The organism is Bdellovibrionales bacterium (genome assembly GCA_016716765.1).
In the GTDB taxonomy this organism is placed as follows: domain Bacteria; phylum Bdellovibrionota; class Bdellovibrionia; order Bdellovibrionales; family UBA1609; genus JADJVA01.
Map to the genome: position 1 here is coordinate 480999 of JADJVA010000025.1, position 20744 is coordinate 501742.

At 45.1% G+C, this 20744-nt stretch carries 20 protein-coding genes; 7 read left to right on the forward strand and 13 right to left on the reverse strand.

The features are described 5' to 3' along the window. Positions 1–192: 192 nt before the first annotated feature. Positions 193–450 carry a hypothetical protein gene (locus tag IPL83_18665; protein ID MBK9041143.1) on the forward strand — a complete coding sequence of 86 codons (258 nt, stop codon included), beginning with the start codon at positions 193–195 and terminating at the stop codon, positions 448–450. Positions 451–504: 54 nt separating this feature from the next. Here the strand turns inward: IPL83_18665 and IPL83_18670 are convergent, their stop codons facing one another. Both IPL83_18670 and IPL83_18675 read right to left on the reverse strand, forming a co-directional pair. Then, positions 505–894, reverse strand: coding sequence for a hypothetical protein (locus tag IPL83_18670; GenBank protein ID MBK9041144.1), 390 nt, complete (start codon positions 892–894; stop codon positions 505–507). After that, complete coding sequence (locus tag IPL83_18675; GenBank protein ID MBK9041145.1) at positions 891–1268, reverse strand: response regulator; 378 nt, start codon at positions 1266–1268, stop codon at positions 891–893. The genes IPL83_18670 and IPL83_18675 overlap by 4 nt, the downstream gene beginning before the upstream one ends. Before the next feature lie 51 nt (positions 1269–1319). On the opposite strand from IPL83_18675, the gene IPL83_18680 reads away from it, so the two are divergent. After that, positions 1320–1979 carry a DedA family protein gene (locus tag IPL83_18680; protein MBK9041146.1) on the forward strand — a complete coding sequence of 220 codons (660 nt, stop codon included), beginning with the start codon at positions 1320–1322 and terminating at the stop codon, positions 1977–1979. Between the two features lie 39 nt (positions 1980–2018). Here the strand turns inward: IPL83_18680 and IPL83_18685 are convergent, their stop codons facing one another. Then, positions 2019–3236, reverse strand: a complete 1218-nt coding sequence (locus IPL83_18685; GenBank protein MBK9041147.1) for a hypothetical protein — start codon at positions 3234–3236, stop codon at positions 2019–2021. A 104-nt stretch (positions 3237–3340) separates the two neighbouring features. Here IPL83_18685 and IPL83_18690 point away from each other — a divergent pair, with 104 nt between their 5' ends. Beyond that, a complete protein-coding gene (locus tag IPL83_18690; GenBank protein MBK9041148.1) occupies positions 3341–4957 on the forward strand; it encodes an autotransporter outer membrane beta-barrel domain-containing protein in 1617 nt (538 codons plus the stop codon). Between the two features lie 129 nt (positions 4958–5086). Here the strand turns inward: IPL83_18690 and groL are convergent, their stop codons facing one another. The 3 genes from groL to IPL83_18705 all read right to left on the reverse strand — a co-directional run bounded on the left by groL (position 5087) and on the right by IPL83_18705 (position 7936). Beyond that, positions 5087–6739, reverse strand: a complete 1653-nt coding sequence (groL, locus tag IPL83_18695; protein MBK9041149.1) for a chaperonin GroEL — start codon at positions 6737–6739, stop codon at positions 5087–5089. Positions 6740–6762: 23 nt separating this feature from the next. After that, the gene (groES, locus tag IPL83_18700; GenBank protein MBK9041150.1) at positions 6763–7065 is read right to left on the reverse strand and encodes a co-chaperone GroES; all 303 of its coding nucleotides are present in this window, start codon (positions 7063–7065) and stop codon (positions 6763–6765) included. Between the two features lie 229 nt (positions 7066–7294). After that, entirely contained in the window at positions 7295–7936 is a 642-nt protein-coding gene (locus IPL83_18705) for a hypothetical protein (GenBank protein ID MBK9041151.1), read from the reverse strand. A gap of 269 nt (positions 7937–8205) precedes the next feature. Here IPL83_18705 and rmuC point away from each other — a divergent pair, with 269 nt between their 5' ends. The 4 genes from rmuC (at position 8206) to IPL83_18725 (ending at position 13071) form a co-directional block, all read left to right on the forward strand. Next, positions 8206–9702, forward strand: coding sequence for a DNA recombination protein RmuC (gene rmuC / locus IPL83_18710; GenBank protein MBK9041152.1), 1497 nt, complete (start codon positions 8206–8208; stop codon positions 9700–9702). Between the two features lie 223 nt (positions 9703–9925). Then, entirely contained in the window at positions 9926–11068 is a 1143-nt protein-coding gene (locus tag IPL83_18715; GenBank protein ID MBK9041153.1) for a hypothetical protein, read from the forward strand. A gap of 233 nt (positions 11069–11301) precedes the next feature. Continuing rightward, positions 11302–12513 (forward strand): hypothetical protein, encoded by a 1212-nt coding sequence (locus tag IPL83_18720; GenBank protein ID MBK9041154.1) that lies wholly within the window; start codon positions 11302–11304, stop codon positions 12511–12513. Between the two features lie 135 nt (positions 12514–12648). Then, a complete protein-coding gene (locus IPL83_18725; GenBank protein MBK9041155.1) occupies positions 12649–13071 on the forward strand; it encodes a CoA-binding protein in 423 nt (140 codons plus the stop codon). An 18-nt stretch (positions 13072–13089) separates the two neighbouring features. On the opposite strand, the gene IPL83_18730 is transcribed toward IPL83_18725, so the two are convergent. The 7 genes from IPL83_18730 to IPL83_18760 form a co-directional block, all read right to left on the reverse strand. Beyond that, positions 13090–13869, reverse strand: coding sequence for a hypothetical protein (locus IPL83_18730; protein MBK9041156.1), 780 nt, complete (start codon positions 13867–13869; stop codon positions 13090–13092). Positions 13870–14020: 151 nt separating this feature from the next. Continuing rightward, positions 14021–14692 carry an ABC transporter ATP-binding protein gene (locus IPL83_18735; GenBank protein ID MBK9041157.1) on the reverse strand — a complete coding sequence of 224 codons (672 nt, stop codon included), beginning with the start codon at positions 14690–14692 and terminating at the stop codon, positions 14021–14023. 18 nt (positions 14693–14710) lie between these two features. Then, positions 14711–15955 carry an ABC transporter permease gene (locus IPL83_18740; GenBank protein MBK9041158.1) on the reverse strand — a complete coding sequence of 415 codons (1245 nt, stop codon included), beginning with the start codon at positions 15953–15955 and terminating at the stop codon, positions 14711–14713. Positions 15956–15989: 34 nt separating this feature from the next. Further along, a complete protein-coding gene (locus IPL83_18745) occupies positions 15990–16772 on the reverse strand; it encodes an efflux RND transporter periplasmic adaptor subunit (GenBank protein MBK9041159.1) in 783 nt (260 codons plus the stop codon). 61 nt (positions 16773–16833) lie between these two features. Then, positions 16834–19407 (reverse strand): FtsX-like permease family protein, encoded by a 2574-nt coding sequence (locus tag IPL83_18750; protein ID MBK9041160.1) that lies wholly within the window; start codon positions 19405–19407, stop codon positions 16834–16836. Beyond that, a complete protein-coding gene (locus tag IPL83_18755) occupies positions 19404–20063 on the reverse strand; it encodes an ABC transporter ATP-binding protein (GenBank protein MBK9041161.1) in 660 nt (219 codons plus the stop codon). The genes IPL83_18750 and IPL83_18755 overlap by 4 nt, the downstream gene beginning before the upstream one ends. Then, complete coding sequence (locus IPL83_18760; GenBank protein ID MBK9041162.1) at positions 20060–20659, reverse strand: arylesterase; 600 nt, start codon at positions 20657–20659, stop codon at positions 20060–20062. Before IPL83_18760 ends, IPL83_18755 begins: the two co-directional genes overlap by 4 nt. Between the last annotated feature and the right edge of the window lie 85 nt (positions 20660–20744).

Genomic DNA, 20744 nt, shown 5'->3' on the forward strand with positions numbered 1-20744 from the left:
CTCCAGTGACAAATTTCCGATCTGTGGCCGCTGTCTGATTGGCAATGCCAAGACGGCGCTCCCGTAGGCTCCTAACATATTGAAATTATTATATATTATGAAAACAGAGAGCGACCTCGAATGGCATCATATTCGCTCTTCCTAACTTCTAGAGAGAGACCAAGTCGGTGAGCTCTCAAGAGGAGTAGCTATATGAAGAACCTGCAATTGATAGTATTAAGTTCGTCCCTATTTATGAGTTTAGTGGCGCATGGAAAGGCCAATCAACCTCAGATAGGTGAGTCGACTGTAAAGTGTTCGCATGCGGATGTGTACGGACCGGGCAGTCGAGAGCCCCAGAACGAAAAAGTGGTGGTAGGTAAGTGGCTGAATGGAGGCCAGAGATCAGAGGGCACACAGATGGAAGTCCATAGTGTTCCAGCTAGGTATAAATCTAAGCCCGTTCGGTAAGAATAAAATGGAATCTGTCATCTGGGTCTTGACCTCTGCAGAGCAGGGGAAAGTTTACTTGGAACTGGAATTTTTTGATTTTTCGCTCAGATTTGTATTTGTGGAGAGACTTTGCCATGACTCTTCCAATTTATTTTTGGCGTGACTTCCCTGTTCCTGTAAAAATTCTTTGCTTCGTTTTAATTCAAGTTGCAGGCGGTTTTTTTCCTTGTCCCCTGTGTTATTGAGCCTCGCTTGGATTCTTGAATTCACTTCCTGCCAAATTGCCCGAAAGGTAGTTACGGCTGAATTGGAAACGGATTTCATGGGCTCAAGAATGGGGCTCGTGGCTACCCATTGCATCAGGTGGGCTTCGAGAGGCCGATTGTCTACGATGACTTGAAGAAGAATAGCCAGAAAAAAAGTAAAGAGGATCGTTTTGAAAAAGAAAAAAAACTGTTTCATGCTTTCTCCTTTTTGTCGTTAACTTCATAGACGGAATTTATCAAAGTTTGAGCTGTAAAGGGTTTTGAGACAAAGTTGCAACATCCAGCATCCAGTGCCTTTAGAATCATTTCTTCCTGATCGATGGTTGTACAGGCAATTACTTTGATTTGAGGAAATTGGTTGAGAATTTTTCGCGTGGCATCTATACCACTCATTATGGGCATTACGATATCCATTAGGACGACATCGGGTTTTGTGGAAGACACGATATCAAAGGCTTCAGCGCCGTCGCTAGCCTCTCCCACGACATTTATGTCGGTCTTCAAGAAGATGTTTCTTATTATTTCCCTAATGAACGGAGCGTCATCAACTATGACTAGTTTTAGTTTCATATCATCTATTATAGTGGTGCAACTTGTTCATCCCAAATAGAATATTCTTTCATGGACTCTGAATCTTTCGGCGTAAAAGTGATCGCTTTCATCACCGCCTTTACTGGACTAAAGGCCTACCTTGTCATTTTGGGAATTCTTACAATCTGCGGTTTGGGTGTCCCAATTCCCGAGGACGTGACGCTCATTGCTGCGGGGATTTTGGCAGGTCTAGGTAATATTTCGTTGGCGGGGGCGCTCCTCTGCGGATTTGTTGGAGTTATGATCGGTGATTCGATTCTTTTTTTTGCTGGCAGGAAATACGGACGCAGGATATTTCAGTTGCCTGTGTTCAGTCGTCTTTTTACGCCAGAGCGGGTAGCTCTTGCCGAGCGAAGAGTTCTTAAGAATTCGAAGTTTATTTGCTTCTTCGCACGATTTTTGCCGGGGCTTAGGTCGGCTATTTTTCTGACGGCCGGCATAATGGGGGTGAGACCTGTCGTGTTCTTTTCTCTGGATGGTTTTGCTGCTTTGATCAGCGTTCCGGTTTGGGTGGTTGGCGGTTGGTGGTTTGCAAACCATCTGGATGAAGCGATGAATTTCGCCAAAAAGATGCAAATGTCCCTTTTTGCTTTGATCGGCCTCGCGATTCTAGGCTATCTGGGTGTGAAATATTGGAAACGGAAAAGGCGCAGGGCTTTAAGAACCGAATTGAGGAGCATGAGCAAATAAGTCTTTCACAGAAGGGAAGGGCTTTGAACTTCTCGCGGCTTATTCTCCCCAGGTGTACCCAAGGCGAAACAGAGTTGTTCCCAAAGTCACTTGTACCCCGGATGGCTGAATTCCCGAAATCGGGTCTACCTGATTTGCCTGTCCGTCATAGAGCGATTTGTCCAGGCAATGGGATATCTGCCAAAAATATTGATTTTTTCTGTCCAATAGAAGGCGAGAACCGATCCAAATTCCCACGGAATAGGTCTGCTGCTTAAGTCCTGATCGAACAATTGATGCCGTTTTGCCTTCTTGCTGATCTGCTCGCGGAAGGAGGCGGACCCCAAAATCCCAGATGTGGGTTTGGCTTGACGGCCTTTGAAGGCCGGCAGATATGGCCAGACCCGAGGTTCGAACACGGATGCGGTCGGGATCGTTGGCTGGCACTGTCATGCGGCTTTCATTGAAATCCAAACCAATCAGAAGGTGAGGAGATTTTCGATCGAGTCCAAAAGATTTGCGGAAGCGAATGCCACCAGACCACCATTGATGATCGGCAGGAATTTTCCTTGTTCCTGCTGGATCTCCGTCGATTTCACTGCCCAGACTGGTAGAGAACTCGCCCTTAAATCCCAAAAAAGGAGTGAGCCAAAAGGCCGTTTCGGCTGTAATCAGGGGGCTAAATGAGTAATAGCGACGATACCAATAGTTGCTGCCGGAGTTCTGATAGAACATGCCGGCGGAAGCTCCGATTTCGACGAGATTTTGGCGCAAATCGTAAGGATGAAGAAGTGATTTGTATTCCTGAATGCTCTCCTGAGATCCTCCCAAGATGAGTTCGCGCACGTGATCGCCCAATTCAGAGCTCTTCTCTTGGGGGGAATCATTCTCAGTTCCAGTCTTTGACCTCTCTCCGTTGTTAGTGGTCAAGGCTCGCAGGTCAACTGTCTCCGTGGGGAGAGGCGTTTCGCTTGGAAGAACTTGTCCCCTCTTTTGCTCTTGGCTCGCAGGAGATGGTGCCATCTCATTCGGTACTTTGAGCCTGAGGTTTCCTGATTTAGGACTTAAACTAGAATCTTTTAAAAGAGCATCTTCTGGTAATCTGCCAGAGGACTTTTGGTTTGCTTTTAAATTATAGCGGCTTTCGTCCAGTGACTCGCCATCAGTTTCGGTTTCGGTAGATTTTAGCAAAGCCGCACTGCTAGGATCTAATTGTGAGAAGGCGGGCAGAGCTTTTAGCGAAAGAATAAAAATTATCATCATTGTTAGGTTTCGCATGAACGCCTCGCTGTTGGGTAAAAATCGGAATTTTTCGAGAACACCTTAATGGAAATTGACCGCGAATATTCCCGAGGGGACAATCTCGTGGAGGGATTTAGCTGATGAAGGCACTGGTTTTTCTAAGGGGTCCGTTTTTTATCTTATCTGCTGGATTCGTAATTGGTCTGCACGGCCTTGGTATGGCGCAGGACCAAGGACGCAGTTTGAGCAGTGCCATCGACGACTTGGTGAGTATTCAAAGAATTTCAGTTTTGCCGGTGTCTGACAACCTTGAGGGAATCTATTCCCGTCCAATTGAGAGCGATCTTATTGAAAAAGTAAAAGCAGGTCATCGGTGGAATTATGTGGAAGCCAATGTGGCTGGCCCCCTCATGACGGCTCCTGAATTGGAACAAGATGAAAGTAAGGTTCGTGAGTTGGGAATCGGAATAGGTGCTGATGGAATAATTGCGGCAAAAATAACCAAAGGTCCTAACGGTGTTTCTATTCGATTGGACTTGTTTTTGGTGAGGGATGGGAAGCTGTTTATCCAGGTTGAAGCCAATGATTTGAAGCAGTTTGATATTGCCTCACTTCAAGAGCAGACATCGGTTCTGTGGTCGCGATTAATTAGCCAACTGCCCTATCAGGGTATGATTCTCAGTCGTCAGGGCCAAAGGGTGACTGTCAACCTCGGGAAAAGAGATGGAATTACGGAGGAGTCCGTAATTAACGCCATCCAAATTTTGCAGATGAAAAGGCATCCGAAGTTTAATTTCATGATTGGCACGGAAAAGGAAATCATTGGTAAAATCAAATTACTTAAAATCGATGATACCCTCAGTTTTGGTCAAGTTGTTCTTGAGAAAGACAAAAATGCTCTCGGAAAGGGTACAAAGTTAGCAGGACTTGATTCTGTGTCCTATCCTATCACGGGTTTGAGTTCTCCTGATTCTGGAGAGGCTGCGAAGGGGGCCCGCCTTGAAGGTCAGACATCCTTTGGTGAGAACCCCAATTCTTGGGTGCCAAAACGTCCACCTACGTTCGGACAAGTGGGAGCACGCTTTGGATTTGGACAATTTTACGAAAACATGTCCTTGAATACAGTTGGCCCGATAAGTGCCACCAATTCGTTATATCCACTGGTTGCTCTCGAAGGAGAACTTTGGATTACTCCTGAATGGACGGTGAGGGCGCGTCTCAATCAAGGAATCATTCCAATAGATAATCCTCGATCGAATTCCACTCCTACCAGTTTGTCTCAGTCGCTGACAGAAACAGACCTTTCCTTGGCCTATGTTTTTATTTCTGGCTACAGTGTTTGGGATACTAGAGTTGAGGGTAGTTTTGGGTATTCAAATTATCGTCTCTATGTCGATGACTCTGATTTGAGGGGATTTACGACATCGGATTTCGGAGGGTTCAAATTTGGTGCAAAGGGATCTTTTCCTGTCACTGATGACTTAGATTGGAGTGTTGGCGGCTATATCAATTATTTTTTAAATCCCTCATTAAAAGAAAGCCCAGTATCGTCTGGAGATGATAATGATGCCTCTATCAACCAGTTTGGTATTATAGGAAGCCGGCGTCTTGGTGAACACCTAAAAATTGAAGCCTCTCTCGACTTTGCTGCATATTCGGCAAAGTTCTTTGGAGCGGGGGGGCGTGGAGATGAGGCAGCGAAGAGCATGAGTCATCGTCACACGGGCCTGTCAGCAGCTGTGCATTTCCTCTTTTAATGGTTTTTTCAATAGCGTTAAAATTAAAGAGGCCCGGGACTTTACTCCCGGGCCTCTCATCTTAAAGCTTAAAGCTCACAGAATGGATTCGTTGAAGCTCTGAGAACATTTTAGGTTCTCAAAACCAAACTACATCATTGGCATTCCGCCCATTCCGCCCATTCCGCCTCCGCCCATGTCTGGAGCGGCTCCTCTGCCATCATCCTTTTTAGGGGCCTCAGCAATCATGGTTTCGGTTGTCAGCATAAGCGAAGAAACCGAAGCCGCGTTTTCAAGAGCACAGCGAACCACTTTCATTGGATCTATCACGCCCGCCTTCAGGAGATCTTCGTACTGCTCGGTGAGGGCGTTGAAACCGTAGGCTCCCGTCTTATTGCCAAGAACTCGATCGAGAACGATGGCGCCGTCAATACCCGCATTTGCAGCGATCTGGCGCAATGGTTCTTCACAAGCACGGCGAATGATACGAGCACCAAAACGCTCCTCTTCGCTTAACTCCAGCTCCTCAACACCACGAGAGGCACGTAGAAGAGCAGTTCCGCCGCCGGCGACAATACCTTCTTCAACGGCCGCACGAGTCGCATTAAGAGCGTCTTCGACTCGAGCTTTCTTCTCCTTCATTTCAACTTCTGAGGGAGCTCCAACGTGAATAACGGCAACACCACCAGCTAATTTAGCCAAGCGTTCCTTGAGTTTTTCCTTGTCATAGTCGCTGGTTGTTTCTTCAATCTGGGCGCGAATTTGGCCCACGCGACCCTGAATTTCCTTTTTGCCCCCGGCACCATCAATGATAGTGGTGTTATCTTTGTCGATAACGACACGTTTCGCCTGTCCGAGATCAGCCAAAGTTGCCTGTTCCAATTTTCGGCCAGTGTCTTCGCTGACAAGAGTTCCACCTGTCACGACGGCAATGTCTTCCAACATCGCTTTACGACGATCTCCAAAACCAGGTGCCTTAACGGCCGCAACCTGAATTGTACCACGGAGTTTATTCACCACAAGAGTTGCTAGGGCTTCGCCTTCAACGTCTTCAGCAATAATAACGAGAGGACGACCTTGCTTTGCTGTTCCTTCAAGAACACTGAGCATGTCCTTCATTGAGCCGATTTTTTTGTCATAAATCAGCACATAGGCATTCTCAAGTACGGTTTCCATTCTTTCTGCATTGGTAATGAAGTAAGGAGAGAGATAACCACGGTCAAACTGCATCCCCTCAACAACGCTGAGTTCAGTTAAGGCGGTTTTGCTTTCTTCAACGGTGATAACACCTTCTTTGCCAACTTTATCCATGGCCTCAGAGATCATGTTACCAATCTCTGAATCGTTATTGGCGGAAATAGTTCCCACTTGGGCAATTTCCTTTTTGTCTTTTACAGGTTTTGCCATTTTTCCAAGCTCAGCCTTGATGTAATCGACGGCTTTATCAATGCCCTTTTTGACAACCATGGGGTTGTGGCCTGCACTCACAATCTTCGCTCCTTCGCGAAAAATGACCTGTGCAAGTACGGTCGCAGTAGTGGTTCCGTCTCCAGCATCATCATTTGTTTTGCTGGCAACTTCCTTAACCATCTGCGCGCCCATATTTTCAAATTTGTTCTCAAGATCGATTTCTTTCGCAACCGTCACGCCGTCCTTAGTGATCAGCGGAGCGCCAAAAGATTTTTCAATAACCACATTGCGGCCTTTTGGTCCGAGGGTTACTTTCACCGCATTTGCGAGAACATTTACTCCACGCAAAATGGCGTTACGAGCATCTTCACTGAAACGCAATTCTTTACTCATTTTCATACCTCTTCTTTTTCTTTTTAGTTAAAAATTCCTAATACATCTTCTTCGCGCATCATCAGCAACTCATTGCCATTCAGCTTAAGCTCAGTTCCTGCGTATTTGCTAAAAAGGACCTTATCGCCAGTTTTCACTTCCAAGGGCAATACCTTGCCGTCCTCGGTGACTCGTCCATTGCCGGTGGCAACGATCTCTCCGCGCTGGGGTTTCTCTTTAGCTGTATCCGGAATGATGATTCCTCCGGGTGTGACCTCTGCCTCATCTAAACGACGAACCAGAACTCGATCGTGCAAAGGACGCACGTTAAAATTTGCATTAGCCATTCTAGGACCCTCCTATGAAATCAATGTTTCATGTTTAATGATAAAAAAATACCACCGCTATTACGTTTGTTAACGACACTGGCCAATATGGAATGACCCACTGGAGTGTCAAGGTGATCTGGAGAAATTTAATGGGATTTTCGTGAGGCGCATAGCCTCAGGTTCCAGGAATCGAAGGGGCTAGCAGCCATTCCGAGCTAAACACAGAAAGATAAAATAACATATAGCATCATTTTCTTTCTTTGGGAAATCCGTGGAGGCTATCTGCCATGGAGGTAAGAGGACTGCCGTGAGAGCCGATTGCCGACTGTTTCTCTCTTTCTCTCATGAGAGCCTGGGTGAGTTCAGCAGATTCTTGGTCAGAGAGACGGCCCATCAGATCCTTTAAGGAGGACAGATCATTTCTGAAATGAGGCAAATAGACCGAAACATAGTCATCTAGCCCCAAATCGTGAGCGTACTGCAGCCCCTCATAGGCGGCCCTCAGAAGGGTGCCTTTGCGGGGAGCTTGCTTTTCACTGCCTGGCAAATTTGCATTGGCAAATTTAACCCGATTTGAGGCGGGGATTTCACTAGGAGAAAGGTTCTCAGTCGTCGGGTCACCGCTCAATTTGCCAGGATTTGCTGCCTTTTCAAGAGTTGCCCGTGCCTCTTCAATTTGCTGCTGTTTCCAATCACGAAAGGCCATGGGCCGTTCGGAGCGAGTGATGGTGGTCGCAGCAGGAGGTAAAAGGCCTGCCGAAATGGCTCCCTGTTGAGGTTTCTGAGAGTTCGGACGGCTTGCCGAGTTTGCTGCATGTCCACATATCGTGAACAAAATGCTGACTTCAAGCAGCAGCGTGATGAGTAAAATTTTTTCCAAACTTTTCAAATTTTGTCACTTTCTGTAAGGTTCATTGCATATAACAACTTTTTATTCGATCTATTCGTTCCTCGGTCCTAATCTGTTCAACAGGCGTGCCAGCAAAGCATGAGTTTCGACGATCCTTTGTACTCGTTCTGCTATCAGGTTTTTGTCACATTGCAGAGCTCACAGATCAGCGCATCACGACTCAATGCAGTAAGCAAAATGACTCTTGCCCGACGACTTCAACTGAGGTCAGGTCGCCTAAAATCAAAAGAAAGAGGAAGAAATCCATCATGGAATTAACCGTTTGTCTCATTTTATTGGGAATTTCCTTGGCTTGTAATTTGATTCTTGGACTACTTTTTCGAAGAAAGTCCCTGCTCGCAGCTATGGCGCAAGCGGCTCTCACTCAATTAGAACTGGTTAAGAGTGATCTTCAAATAGAGCAATCCCGAATTCAAGAGGAAGTCCGGCAAAAGACATCTCAGATTGAAAATTTTCAGCAGGATTTGCGAACACTCGTAAACAGAAATCAAGATTTACTTCAGAATGTCGGTCGACTCGAATCAGAGAAATCAGGTTTAGCTCAGAGTCTTAGCGAACAGAGGTCATTTTTGAGTCAATCGGGCGAGCAATTGCAACAGGCGTTTCGAGGTCTCGCTTCTCAAGCTCTTGAAAGTAATAATCGCGTATTCATTGATCTGGCTCAGCAAGTTCTTGGCAAGGAAACACAGTTTCAGAGATCTGACCAAGAGAAGCGAGATCAGAATTTGCAACTTCTTCTCGATCCGATTCGCCAAACTTTGACAAAATATCAGGATTTTACTCAGGAGATCGAGATTGAGCGCAAAAAATCATTTGTGTCGATTGAGAATGAGCTACGGAGAGTGACGGACACGAACTCGGTGCTTTCGCGGACAACCGCCGCTCTCAAAAACGCTCTAAAAAGGCCCAGTGTGCGCGGCCGTTGGGGAGAACTTCAGCTAAAGAATTGCATTGAATTGGCGGGAATGTCGGAATACTCCGATGTTAATTTGCAAGACGTTAGAACTTCAGACGATGGTCAGCGTTTGATTCCTGATATGACAGTGAGGATGCCAGGAGGGAGGGTTATTGTAGTAGATGCTAAGACGCCAATTGATGCGTTTCTTGGCTCTTTGGAGGCAGTTGATCCTGAAATTCAAAAAGCCGAACTTGTACGTCATGGTCGTCATGTGAAAGACCACGTAAAAAAGCTATCAACGAGGGCCTATGGGGAGACGATTGCAGAATCTGCTGATTTTACCATTATGTTTTTACCTAACGAGAGCTTTCTCTACGCGGCTCTTGAATCCGAACCTGATCTCGTCGAATTTGCCCTCCAGAGAAAAGTACTCATTGCAACCCCTCCAACTTTGGTTGGACTGCTTAAGGTGATTCGATTTGGCTGGAGTGAAGAGAAGTTGGCAGCCAATGCACAAATGATTTCTGAGGTCGGTAAAGAGCTTCACAAACGTCTTTGCGATTTCATAGAGGCCTATTCAAATATTGGAAAATTTTTAGAAAAGGCACGCCACGAATACGAAACGGGACTCATGCGTTTGGAAAGGCGGGTGCTGGGTCAAGCCAGGCGGCTTGAAAAGCTAGGTGCAAAAAGTCATAAGTCACTTCCTTCAAGTTTGACTCATGTCGATGAAGAGGCAGAGGACGTAGACATAGACACAGACGTAAAAGAAGAAGAAGAGGCTTCCTCAGTGGATTTAGAATCTCAACAAGCAACGGCGGTCGCACCGTCGAACGCAGATATTTAAACGGAAGTCAGTGACCGCAGAGATGTTGCGGATCTGAAATGACTTGCTGGCCTTGTTTTAAGCAATTTTACCGGTCGGTTTCCAAGAAGCTTTTACAGGATTTGAAGCTCGATTTCATTTCAAACAAAAGATATTTTTCATTTTCGGGATCTTGATTCAGGAATACTTTTACAAAGCTCGACCTTGGGATACTAATAAAATAGGTGGGAACCAAGGGTGGGCTATGCATGTTCGCGAGGGGTTGCTTTGCCAAATTTTAGGTAATTATTTGAACCGCTCTGAGATGAGCTTATCCTCTCTTGCGACGAGTTTGAATATTTCAAAATCACATCTGAGCGATATTAAAAACGCCAAAGCAAGAGCGGGGATTGATTTGGGTCTCAAGATTCTAAAGAGTTGTGGGGCCACGCTTGAGACTCGCCGGGAGTGGTTGGATGTCTCGATGCGCGAGGAAATTCCTGAGTATGAGGAACTTCAGCAATGTGAGGCCAATGGGAGCAATGAGACCCATTTGCCTGAGAATGTTGGAAACCAAATAGGAAACAATGTCGAACTGATGCACATTGCTCTTGATATCATTGAGGAAAAGGAATTAGGACTTTCTGCCGCAGAGTTTCAAGATCGCTATGGGAAACGAGGTCTTCAGTTGGTCCAGTTGCTCATTTCCGAGGGGATCGTGTCGAACCGTTACGGCCGATATTATGCCGAGGATGTCAGATTGATATTATCTAAGAAATCATCCTTTTCATTTGTAGAGAGTATTTTGCGTGAGCAGAGGGAAAAACATAACACCCAAACATATGAAGGCCGATTTGAATTTCAGGTGGATGACGTGAGTGAGGACGTCATCAAAGAATTATTTAATTTACATCAGGAATATATGCGCGGGGTAGCTGAGTTGATTAAAAAATCTCGGCATCTCGAAAAAGGAAAAAAGGTGAAACGAGTTTTTGTTCAAGCGCTCTCGTGTGTACTAAGAAATAATTTGGTGCTATCTTTAGTTACGGTTGCAACATTCATCTGTTCTTGGTCTCTCGCAGTAGCTAATCAAGGAGGCCTGGGAGGTGGTAGCAACTCTGTTCGCACAGATTCCATACGCATTTCCGGCTATGAAAGGGAAACTCAAGCAATTGAGGAGGGGCGTCGCATTGAAGAATCAATCATGAGTGGTCGCTACGAGACTTTGAGAAAGTTAAGAAAAGATCTATGTAGAGATTCAAAGTCCATCCAGGGATTGGAAAAAGTGACCATGAGGCGCTATTCGGTGGAACGCTATTTTTCAAGTGGCAAAGAGTTGTTTGACCTGATTATGCTTGTCGAAATCGTATGCAAAAATGAAAAGCCAGACGGTTGGAATAGTTATTGAGTCTCACAAAAGGAGCGACGGGCTCAAATGTATCAAATTGAGGCGGTTCCAATCAAATGCGATCTGTCAAAAAACTAGGTAATTGTACGGCTTGATTGGGTAAATGAACATTATAGCCAAGCTCTGGTCGGCATGATCAGTGCACTCCACCATATATGTGAATAGAGAAAAGAAATGATTGAAAGCATCTTTGCTTTTAATCTGTGAGGGCCTAAGAGCAGGTAAGGTGTGACATGTCAGCATTCAAATTTCTGCCAATCGTGTTTCTTATTCTTGTGCAATTTGCTTGTACGAAGGGGAATCATGGGCAAATTCAGAGCACCAGCCAACAAGGAGTTCATGAAAAAATTATTATCAACTATGAACTGTCCAATTCGACGGCCCGGTTAAAAATAGAAATTCATAATGCGGGTCCTGAAGGGAGGATAAGAGAGAATGATCAGACCGCCTGGACTTCATTGGCCTCCAATCCTGGGGTTTGGACTACTTCCAATAACGATGACTATTTTCTTGATCAACCCCTAACGAATTTTACTCCAGGATCTCAATACCGCCTTTACGTTCTTAACCCCACGACAACAGAAACGGGCAACATGTCATTGAGTATACCAAACTCAACAACTCCTCCTCCTGTGGATGCGATCACATTGGACGTTCAAGTCGCTAACGGAAAGCTAAATATTGCGGCAAAAAATGTAGGCCCAAACGGTGAGGTTCGGACGCGTGGAACTGGAGCTTGGCTTAAGTTTATTGTTCCCGAAAAGTGGACGACGGACGGAAACAATTACTTTCTATCAAGGCCCATCACAAATTACACTCCGGGATCTGATTATTTAATGGAAGTCAGAAATCCGGATAAAAATAAAACTGCCTCAGCTCAGATACAAATTCCCGATCGACTTGATCGAGAGGGTACCATTCATGTGAAATACCAAGTGGTTGCCGGACGGATTAAAATTGACGTATTCAATGCGGGTCCGCTAGGCGAGACAAAGGGCGCCGGCACTTTGGATTGGACGAGGTTTATAGTGCCGGGAAAATGGACAACTGATGGAAATAACTATTCTATGGACAGGGCGATTGTTCCTGGTGAGGGCCCTGTTTACACCTTGGGGTACCGAAATCCGGAACGTGACAATGAAGTTTGGTTTGATGTTGACTTGAATAAATCTGGCGGGGAGTCGGTGGCCTTCATTTATTCTGTAGCCAATGGTCAGTTTCGTATGGCTGCGTACGGGGCTGGGCCCAGAGGAGAGACCATGGTTGATAATAGTTTTGATTGGACAGCCTTTTTGGTGCCATCCAAATGGTCCACGAATGGGACGGACTACTTCCGAACGGCAGCTTTGACTGACTATCCATCTGATGCGGGGTATGCAGTAAGGATTCGCAATCCCGACACGAAGTCGCAAGCATACATGTTTGTCAAAATCCCTACGCGTTAGTTTCAAGAAAAAATCCGAACCAAGGAGTAAGTTTATCAAATGAGATTTGATAAATTTGCTTATAATTTCTTTGGACGGGCAGCTGTCATCTGACTAATATCAGGAGTTCATCATTCTTTAAGGAGACGAGATGACATGGATAGAAGTTCATTAGATCAGAATTTGATTAAAGAGGTTTTAGAGAAATACAAAAAGGTGACTGTTGTGGGAATTAGCTCGAAGCCGACCCGGGCAAGTTACGGAGTCGCAGAGTACCTCCTCAACCAAGGGTTTGAGGTTGATGGCGTTAACCCAATTGAGAAATCTATTCTCGGTTGCTCCGTTTATTCGTCGCTGAATCTGGTGCCACATAAGCTTGAAATAGTGGACGTGTTTCGCGCGCCAGAACACGTTTTGGATCTGGTGAATGAGTTAATTCCGCTTCGACCTCAGGTTCTTTGGCTACAAGAGGGGGTTACTCACCGCGAGGCCGAGGAAAAGGCACGCCAAGCTGGAATTCGGGTCATATCCGACAAATGCATTCTAAAAGAGCATCGAAAATTATTTTTAATGAAATAAATAGGAATGAGGTGGGATTTAAAAAGTCTCCCCATCCTCAATTCGAGTTTTTGGAATAAGAACGGCATGAGGCTTAATCAATGCATTTTTACCAACGGTAACATCACCCATGATACTGGCTTTTAATCCGATCGTGGTCCCGTCCCCTATTTTGACAGGAGCGATGACGAGAATTCCTTTTTGGCCATAATGAGCAAATAAGTGGGCAGAGCCTCCGATTGTCACGTAATCTCCGAGGCTAATCATACAAGGGTCAGAAATATTTGTTGTGTTGATGACAACGCCTCTGCCGATTTTCATTCCCATCATACGATAAAATAGTACGTTGATTGGAGTTGGAGTTATGAGTTCTAAAAAACTATACCTTACAAGATAAGTAAGAGCATTGTGAACAAACCAGGGTATTGCTTCCAGAGAAAACCAAATCCCCCGCCAGGCCTTTAATCGAAGAGGGAGAATAAAATTAACCGCCGGTACGACAAATATGAGGGTAAACCCGTAGGTCAGATAGCCCAATACTATTCCTGATCCTGCAGCTATGTAATGGAGTATGGGATTCCAGGTTGATGTTGTCGATGAGAAAAGATCAAATATGTAGAGTCCGGGAGCTGCGGAAACGCCTGCACACAATACAACTATAAGACAAACTGGAGATAGAAGGGCCAGAAACGCCATATTGCGAAAAGTGCGCAAAAAGGTCTCAAGTTGCCCCCGCAAACCGGGCACATCTGAAGTTGTCGCGTGAATATCTAGACGCCGACTCCGCTTTTTCTCAAGTTTATAGACCGGCTCATCCAAGTTTAAGGTTCTCCAAAATGACCAACAGACATATATATTATCGGTCGAATGGCCGAATATTCTCAAGGGACTGACTCGGCAGGAGAAATCTGTGTCTTGCTCTGATACAATTTCCGCTCGGGGCTTTCGATATTTCGAAAACTGCCCAAAATTAAGACGAGGTTCCCCCCGCCAGGTGGCCGTCAATAAGTAGGATTTCTCGGTCTGCCAGCTGAGAATAGTCGGGATCATGGGTGACCAATACAATAGTTGTTTTCATTTTTTGATTGAACTGCGTGAGAATATTCATCACTCGTTCGGCGTTTGTGGTATCCAAGTTACCTGTTGGCTCATCTGCAAAAAGGTATCTTGGTTGCAAAATAAGGGCTCGGGCAATTGCGACTCTCTGTTGTTGACCTCCACTCATTTGGGCTGGAAATTTATTTGCTTGCTCGGGTATTTCGAGCTCTTCAAGAAGACTCATGGCTCGATTTTTTAGTTCTTCGTGACGCTTAAGATTTCGAGGTCCCAATAGCACGTTTTCTAGAGCGGTCAATTCAGGAAGAAGGTAGTGAAATTGAAAAATAAAACCAACTTGACGGTTTCTAAAATCATGAAGATCTCGGCTTGAAAGCTTGGCAATATTGGTCCCGTCAACGAGGACTTCACCTTGGGTTGGATTGTCGAGAGTACTCAGAATATAGAGTAGTGAACTCTTTCCGGATCCTGATTTTCCAGAAATAGAAACGAATTCGCCATCTTCGATATTCACCTCAATACTGTGTAGGACTCGAGTTGGCGGAGCTCCGAATTCCTTGATGAGTTGGTGCCCTTGAATTCCCAATTTTTGGCTCTCCTCAAATTAAATGTTTGCACGTATGATATCTAATGGAGTCAGTTGAGCGGCATGTCTGGCGGGAATAATACTTGCCACGGCCGCAGCAGCCTGTGCGGCCACAAACGCAGCAACAAAAATAGTTACATCGTAGGATATTGGTAGGTGTGTCCCTTTTCCAATCTTAAATCCCAGGTCAATATTTCCAATAAGAAGATTAGCACCAAGGCCAAAGACAAGGCCACTGAGTCCTCCAATCAACCCCAGTAGGAATCCCTGAATCATAAACAGCTGAAGAATTTTTTCGGGACCATAGCCGATGGAGCGGAGAATAGCGATTTCCTTCTGCTTTTGACTGATCATGATGCTTAATACATTGTACACTCCAAAGGCGGCCACCAGGAGTATAGCAAATGTGATAACGTATCTGGTGATATCCTGAATATTAATGATCTGCATAAATGAAGCATTTGCCTCTTCCCATCCTTCAACCTTGTCGTTTGAATAGAGCGACCAAAGAGACGCAATCGAAGAAGAGAAGTTAATGTCGTCGAGGGCCACAGAAATTTCGCTGACCCGCCCAGGAGAGTGGTTAAGAGATTGAACATCGGAGAGATGAGCCAGTGCCATTGTGTCGTCAATATTGTGATTTCCCAATTGAACGACTCCAACGATGCGATAGGGCCATGCTTCATTGAATCCGCTCGATATTCTAATCGTATCTCCAACCGACGCACCCAATTTATCCATGACTCCCTTGCCGAGAATAATTTTTCGTCCTCCACCCGTCAGCATGGAGAGATTTCCGGCTACGGTGTAGTCAGAAAGACTGGTTACCTGGGTGTGTTTTTCAGGAATTATACCAGTGAGACCAATGCTGGATCTCAGGGGACCGCGGGCTCCAATAGCATTTATTGATAATCGGGGAGAATAGGCCAAAACCCTTGGGTCTTTGTCCAGACGAGAAAACCAACCTTGCGGATTTTCAAGTCTTGATTCGCCTCGCTTTCCAGCTGGTGGGACGACCCAATGAACAAATTGGGTTTCTTCAAAAAAGCGATCGCGCAAATCTTTTTGCTGTATCTGCTGTTCATTTCCCTTAATGATGACATGAGCCGTGTTATTGAGCAATTGTTCTGAAATGTAGTTTCTCATTCCTAGCTGCATTCCCGCAATGACCACGTAGATGGTTGTGCCGAGCGAGATTCCAAGAAAAATTAAGAGCGTTTGCTTTTTTCGGGCGAGCATTTGGCGTAGGGCCAAAAACCACATAAATTGATCCCTCCTTTTCTTGCCTTTGAAAAAATCAGATCGATGTTTTGACGACAATGAGATCGCTGTCAATTAAAGCGCTTTCTTTGACCTCCGCCCACTGACCATCAATTCCTCCTATTTTTATTGGTATTTTCATTCGATTTTGATTCCTCTCAATAATCAAATGCCCATTAGAAACTGCGGAGAGAGGAACCAACATGACATTTTCATGTTGGCCCACTTGAATCGAAACGTCAGCGGTCATCCCAGGAAGAACAGCTTCCATCAATCCATCCACCTGTATATGGGCAAGAAACTCATCATTTTTTGGAAAAAGCGCTTTGACTTTTCCCTCCAATTTCACGGATCGGAGGCTTTCAAAAATAACATCAGTCGTTTGGCCTGCGCTTACCCTTAGAGCAGCTTGTTGTTCAAGAGACACCTCTATGTACTTGTCGTTAAGGTCCTGGACAGACAAGAGCACGACTTGAGGAGCGACACCTTCTGCCTTTCCGACTCCTACAAAGGTAACAGTACCGTTTATGGGTGATGAAAACTTTAGATTTTCAGTAAATCGAATAAGTGGGTCACCTTTTTTTACGACATCTCCCTCATGAACGTAGACATCCTGAACTGTACTCATGATTCCTAGTTTAACATCGTATTTGCTATACGATTTTACTTTTCCTAAGCCGTAAATGGCTTCAGTGATAGACCCTCGTTTTGGCTTGATAAGGTCGTATTTGCGGTTGTATCGATAAAAGAAAAAAATGCTTATCATTGCAACAGATAAAAGAGAAGCACCCAAAGCAATATAGTGAATTTTTTTAAACATTATTGCCCTCCAAGTTAGGAATTGATTCGGATGACCTATTGCTCATGCGTGATCCTGTCTCTCATGCTGTTTCTTGTCGCAAGAGTATATTTGGTTTTGTCAAAAAAATCTGTCTTGAGGAAATATAACTGACACAAAAACTGAGCGCAATGAGCGATAGAACCGAGAAAGTGGGCACTTGCCATTGCCAGATCCAAAGCCCATCAAAGAGGACAAAGGAAATTCCAAAACTAACCACTAGGCTGGTTATTGCGCCAACAATTCCAGCTGACAGGCCAATCGCCAAATGTTGAAATAAAAATATGTTGCGAACTTGTGCTGATCGATAGCCCAAAACCTTTAGCAAACTCATCTCCCATTTGCGCTGCCACATTTGGTGGTTGCAGATGGAGAACATGACAAAGAGCCCGACGACTATATTAAGACCCGCCATCAAATGCATGGCCCAGATCATCTGCTGACTTATTTCAAGGATTCGGCTGGCCAATCTAGAAACATCGATGAGACTGATATTTGGAAATTTGCTGACGATTGCGTTTTGTAGTGAAGACTTTATTGCGGCCTCATGGTCGGGAAGGGAGGCGAGGTAAGTTTTGGGAGCTGATTCCAAAACACCAGGCTGAAACTGAATAAAGAAATTTGGTTGGAAGCTGGCCCATCTCACAGTTCTGAAATTGACAATCTTGCCCTCGACCGGAACATCCTGAATATCGAAGGTAAGAATGTCGTTTCTTTTCAGGCCCAAGCGTTGCGCGAAGCGCTTTTCGACCGATATTTCTGGCACTGTGCCCTTTGCTTCTTCAAAAATACCGCTAAAATTATGGCCTTCTGATAGTTCTTCGGAGTCGGAAAGCTCGCTTCGGTAGGTTAAATTAAATCCACGATTGCGAAAGCGAGCTTCGCGTTCTTCTTCTCTCGAGAAGACTTGCTTTTCACCTTTTTCAAATTTTTGATTGTTGACTGCAATGAGACGGGCTCTTACGAGAGGGGAAACTTGCTTTAAAGGGATCTTGAACTCCGCTGTCAATTTTTTTAATTCGGGGAGTTGCTCTTCCTGAATATCAAACAAAAAAAAGCTCGGCAGGTTCGATTTTTCGGGGTGTTCAATTTCTCCCCGAAGATTAGCTTCAATTTGCGGTGCAATATTTATGAGGAGCACGCCGAGACTCAATGCCAAAAAGCTTGTTATGGTCGAAGACTGGTGACGGACCATTTCTCTTGTCGCAATCTGAATAAATGAGGGAAGTCGTTTAGGGACTCTCTCAAGTGGCTTTAAAACGAGGAATACAAGAAACCAAAAAAACAATCCGGAACATCCAAAAATAGCAGAAAATAGTGAGCCGACCAGCCAGGAATGGGCCTGCCAAACAGACATCATCCAAAATGCAACCACAGCAGGCAGATAGGAAAATAAAACCAGAGGAAGGGTGGTGGGCAGAATTCGAATTGTTTCATTTCGAAATAGAAGAGAGGGTTTTATTTGCTTCACTCGGAGGGCTGTTGGCAAACAAACTAACAGACTTCCAACGACGGCTGTAGCTACTGCAATTAAGATAGACATCGGATCCATTGCAGAGTCCAGTTGGACTGGAAGTAATTGCTGCGTGATAAGTGAAATTATAGGTACGAGTGCCAGCGAAAGACAAATGGCCGGAAGTGATCCAATTAACCCGAGTGCCGCGACTTGAAAGAGAACGAGAAATAAAATGCGATTTGGACTGAGGCCAAGGCTCAGAAATATCGCGAAAGAAAGAATTTTTCGGGAAAAATAGGCTTTGAATAGAAATATGGCTCCCACCGAGGAAAGAAAGAGTGCCGCCAAGGAGACTAAACCGAGGTAGTCACCCAAATAATTGGCCAGCCTTCCCATTTGTTCGCCGGCCGTTTGATGAGAATAGACATCTACCTCCGAAGGAATCACGGGACTGGAGTGAAGTAATTGTTCTATTTTCTTTAGTTGAGCATCAGTAGCAGAGGGGATCGCAAAAAGAGAAGTGTACCAGGCCAGGCTCTCGGAGGTCACCAGTTTGGTATTGGGAACTTGAGACAGAGGAATGTAAACGCGAGGTGCCATCCCCGTAGTGATTCCCGCAGCTGAATCATCGAGAATAACTCCGCCAATCCGAAATATCACGTCGCCGATACGAAGTGGCTCCCCCACTTTCAGGTTTAATTGAGTTAGCACCTCTGGATAGACCCAAGCATTGCTGTTGGTTGCTGAGGAATCAACGATCAATGGGGTCGTTTCTTGAGATGCTTGTGTCGAAGACATTTTTATAGTGCCATAGAACGGAAAATTGGGATCGATTGCACGAAGTTGAACAAGTTTTGATAGTCCAGAGGTATTCGCCACCATTGAATAGAGTTCAATTATGTCACTACATGAAACATTGCTCGGAAAACTTCTCGTGGCCAAATCAAGAACATCCTTAGAAAGAGGATTGCGGGAAGAAAGTCCAAGGTCGGCTCCAAGCACGATTTTGGATCGTGTTGATAGAGATTTTTCAATTGAGTAACGAAAGGAGTTCAAAGCAATAAAGCCGCTGAGACCGAGGCTGAGATTGAGAGAAAATAGGATTGTGAATTGCCGATGGTTGAACAGCTCTCTCAAAGATAACCAAAGAAGCTTTCTCATTCGATTCTACCGCTCTTGAGACAAATCTGGCGCTGGCAGCGCTTTGCAAGATCGAGATTGTGAGTCACTAGGATAAGGGTCATCCGATTCGTGCTAACGAGATCAAATATCAGATTCATGACCATTTCTCCCGTGTCAGCATCGAGATTTCCACTGGGTTCATCAGCGAGAAGGATGGTAGGTTGAGTGACAATGGCTCTTGCAATAGCCACTCTTTGGCACTCACCGCCACTCAGTTCCCTCGGAAAGTGATTTCTTCTGGCTTCCAATCCAACTGCGGCAAGGGCTCTCGCTGCGGCTTTATCAGAGTCAGCTTCATTCTGGATATCAAGAGGCAAACGGACGTTCTCAAGTGCCGTCAGATGAGGCATCAAATGGAATTGTTGAAAAATAATCCCCACATTCTTAGAGCGAAATTGAGTGAGATCTTCCTCGGAAAGTTGATGAATGTCGTGATCAGAAATATGAACTGTACCTGAACTGATTTCCTCAAGTCCAGCCAGCAGAGAGAGTAGGGTCGTCTTGCCGCTTCCTGAGGGACCAAGGATGGCCAAGGTCTCTCCCTTATTCATATTGAAGGAAATTTCGTCGAGGGCCACGATAATGTCCTGGCCTTGATTGTATCTCTTGCAAAGTCGATGGACAGATAAAATCATAGTAGCCTCTCTATAAAAGGAATGAGGTTTTCGGCAATTTTACGGTGTCCCTTTTCGTTAGGGTGAATGCCATCACTCAGATTTAAATCCCTTTTTCCTCCAACGTCGACCAAAAGAAAGGGCATGAATGCAACTTTGTATTGGTTCGCGAGTTCGGCAAATAAGGCCGTAAATTTTTTTCGATAGTCGTTTCCATAATTAACAGGAAGTTCCATCCCAGCAAGCAGGACGTTGATCCCTTCCTTTTTTGCCAACAGGATGGTTTCGCTGAGATTTTTTTTTGTTGCTTCAACGGAAACTCCTCGGAGGCCGTCGTTTCCCCCTAATTCAATCAAGAGAACATCAATTTTTTTTCTCATCTGCCATTTTAATCGACTGACTGCGCTTGCCGAAGTTGACCCTGAAATCCCGGCGTTGACAACGCTCACTTGGTGGCCGCGCGCTCTCAGTTGCAATTCAAGTTGGGCGGGATAAGAGCTTTCTTTGTCAACTCCGTCTCCAGCCGCAATCGAGTCACCCAAAATGACAATTCTTTGGTGACTTTCCTTTTCGAGAGTCTTCAAATTAGCGGCCGAAGCGGATACCGAAAGAAAAATGAGAAGCCAAGAAGGAGAAGATCTTCATTTTGAACCTGTTATATACAAGCATACCCCTTGCATATATATCATAGAATTGATTGAG

What these genes read in the sequence shown, in the direction of transcription:
- IPL83_18750 (MBK9041160.1), bottom strand. Translation starts at nt 19,407, where the DNA reads ATGAGAAAGCTTCTTTGGTTATCTTTGAGAGAGCTGTTCAACCATCGG.
- IPL83_18740 (MBK9041158.1), bottom strand. Translation starts at nt 15,955, where the DNA reads ATGTGGTTTTTGGCCCTACGCCAAATGCTCGCCCGAAAAAAGCAAACG.
- IPL83_18745 (MBK9041159.1), bottom strand. Translation starts at nt 16,772, where the DNA reads ATGTTTAAAAAAATTCACTATATTGCTTTGGGTGCTTCTCTTTTATCT.
- IPL83_18675 (MBK9041145.1), bottom strand. Translation starts at nt 1,268, where the DNA reads ATGAAACTAAAACTAGTCATAGTTGATGACGCTCCGTTCATTAGGGAA.
- IPL83_18725 (MBK9041155.1), top strand. Translation starts at nt 12,649, where the DNA reads ATGGATAGAAGTTCATTAGATCAGAATTTGATTAAAGAGGTTTTAGAG.
- IPL83_18690 (MBK9041148.1), top strand. Translation starts at nt 3,341, where the DNA reads ATGAAGGCACTGGTTTTTCTAAGGGGTCCGTTTTTTATCTTATCTGCT.
- IPL83_18755 (MBK9041161.1), bottom strand. Translation starts at nt 20,063, where the DNA reads ATGATTTTATCTGTCCATCGACTTTGCAAGAGATACAATCAAGGCCAG.
- IPL83_18670 (MBK9041144.1), bottom strand. Translation starts at nt 894, where the DNA reads ATGAAACAGTTTTTTTTCTTTTTCAAAACGATCCTCTTTACTTTTTTT.
- IPL83_18665 (MBK9041143.1), top strand. Translation starts at nt 193, where the DNA reads ATGAAGAACCTGCAATTGATAGTATTAAGTTCGTCCCTATTTATGAGT.
- IPL83_18685 (MBK9041147.1), bottom strand. Translation starts at nt 3,236, where the DNA reads ATGCGAAACCTAACAATGATGATAATTTTTATTCTTTCGCTAAAAGCT.
- IPL83_18720 (MBK9041154.1), top strand. Translation starts at nt 11,302, where the DNA reads ATGTCAGCATTCAAATTTCTGCCAATCGTGTTTCTTATTCTTGTGCAA.
- rmuC (MBK9041152.1), top strand. Translation starts at nt 8,206, where the DNA reads ATGGAATTAACCGTTTGTCTCATTTTATTGGGAATTTCCTTGGCTTGT.
- groES (MBK9041150.1), bottom strand. Translation starts at nt 7,065, where the DNA reads ATGGCTAATGCAAATTTTAACGTGCGTCCTTTGCACGATCGAGTTCTG.
- groL (MBK9041149.1), bottom strand. Translation starts at nt 6,739, where the DNA reads ATGAGTAAAGAATTGCGTTTCAGTGAAGATGCTCGTAACGCCATTTTG.
- IPL83_18680 (MBK9041146.1), top strand. Translation starts at nt 1,320, where the DNA reads ATGGACTCTGAATCTTTCGGCGTAAAAGTGATCGCTTTCATCACCGCC.
- IPL83_18715 (MBK9041153.1), top strand. Translation starts at nt 9,926, where the DNA reads ATGCATGTTCGCGAGGGGTTGCTTTGCCAAATTTTAGGTAATTATTTG.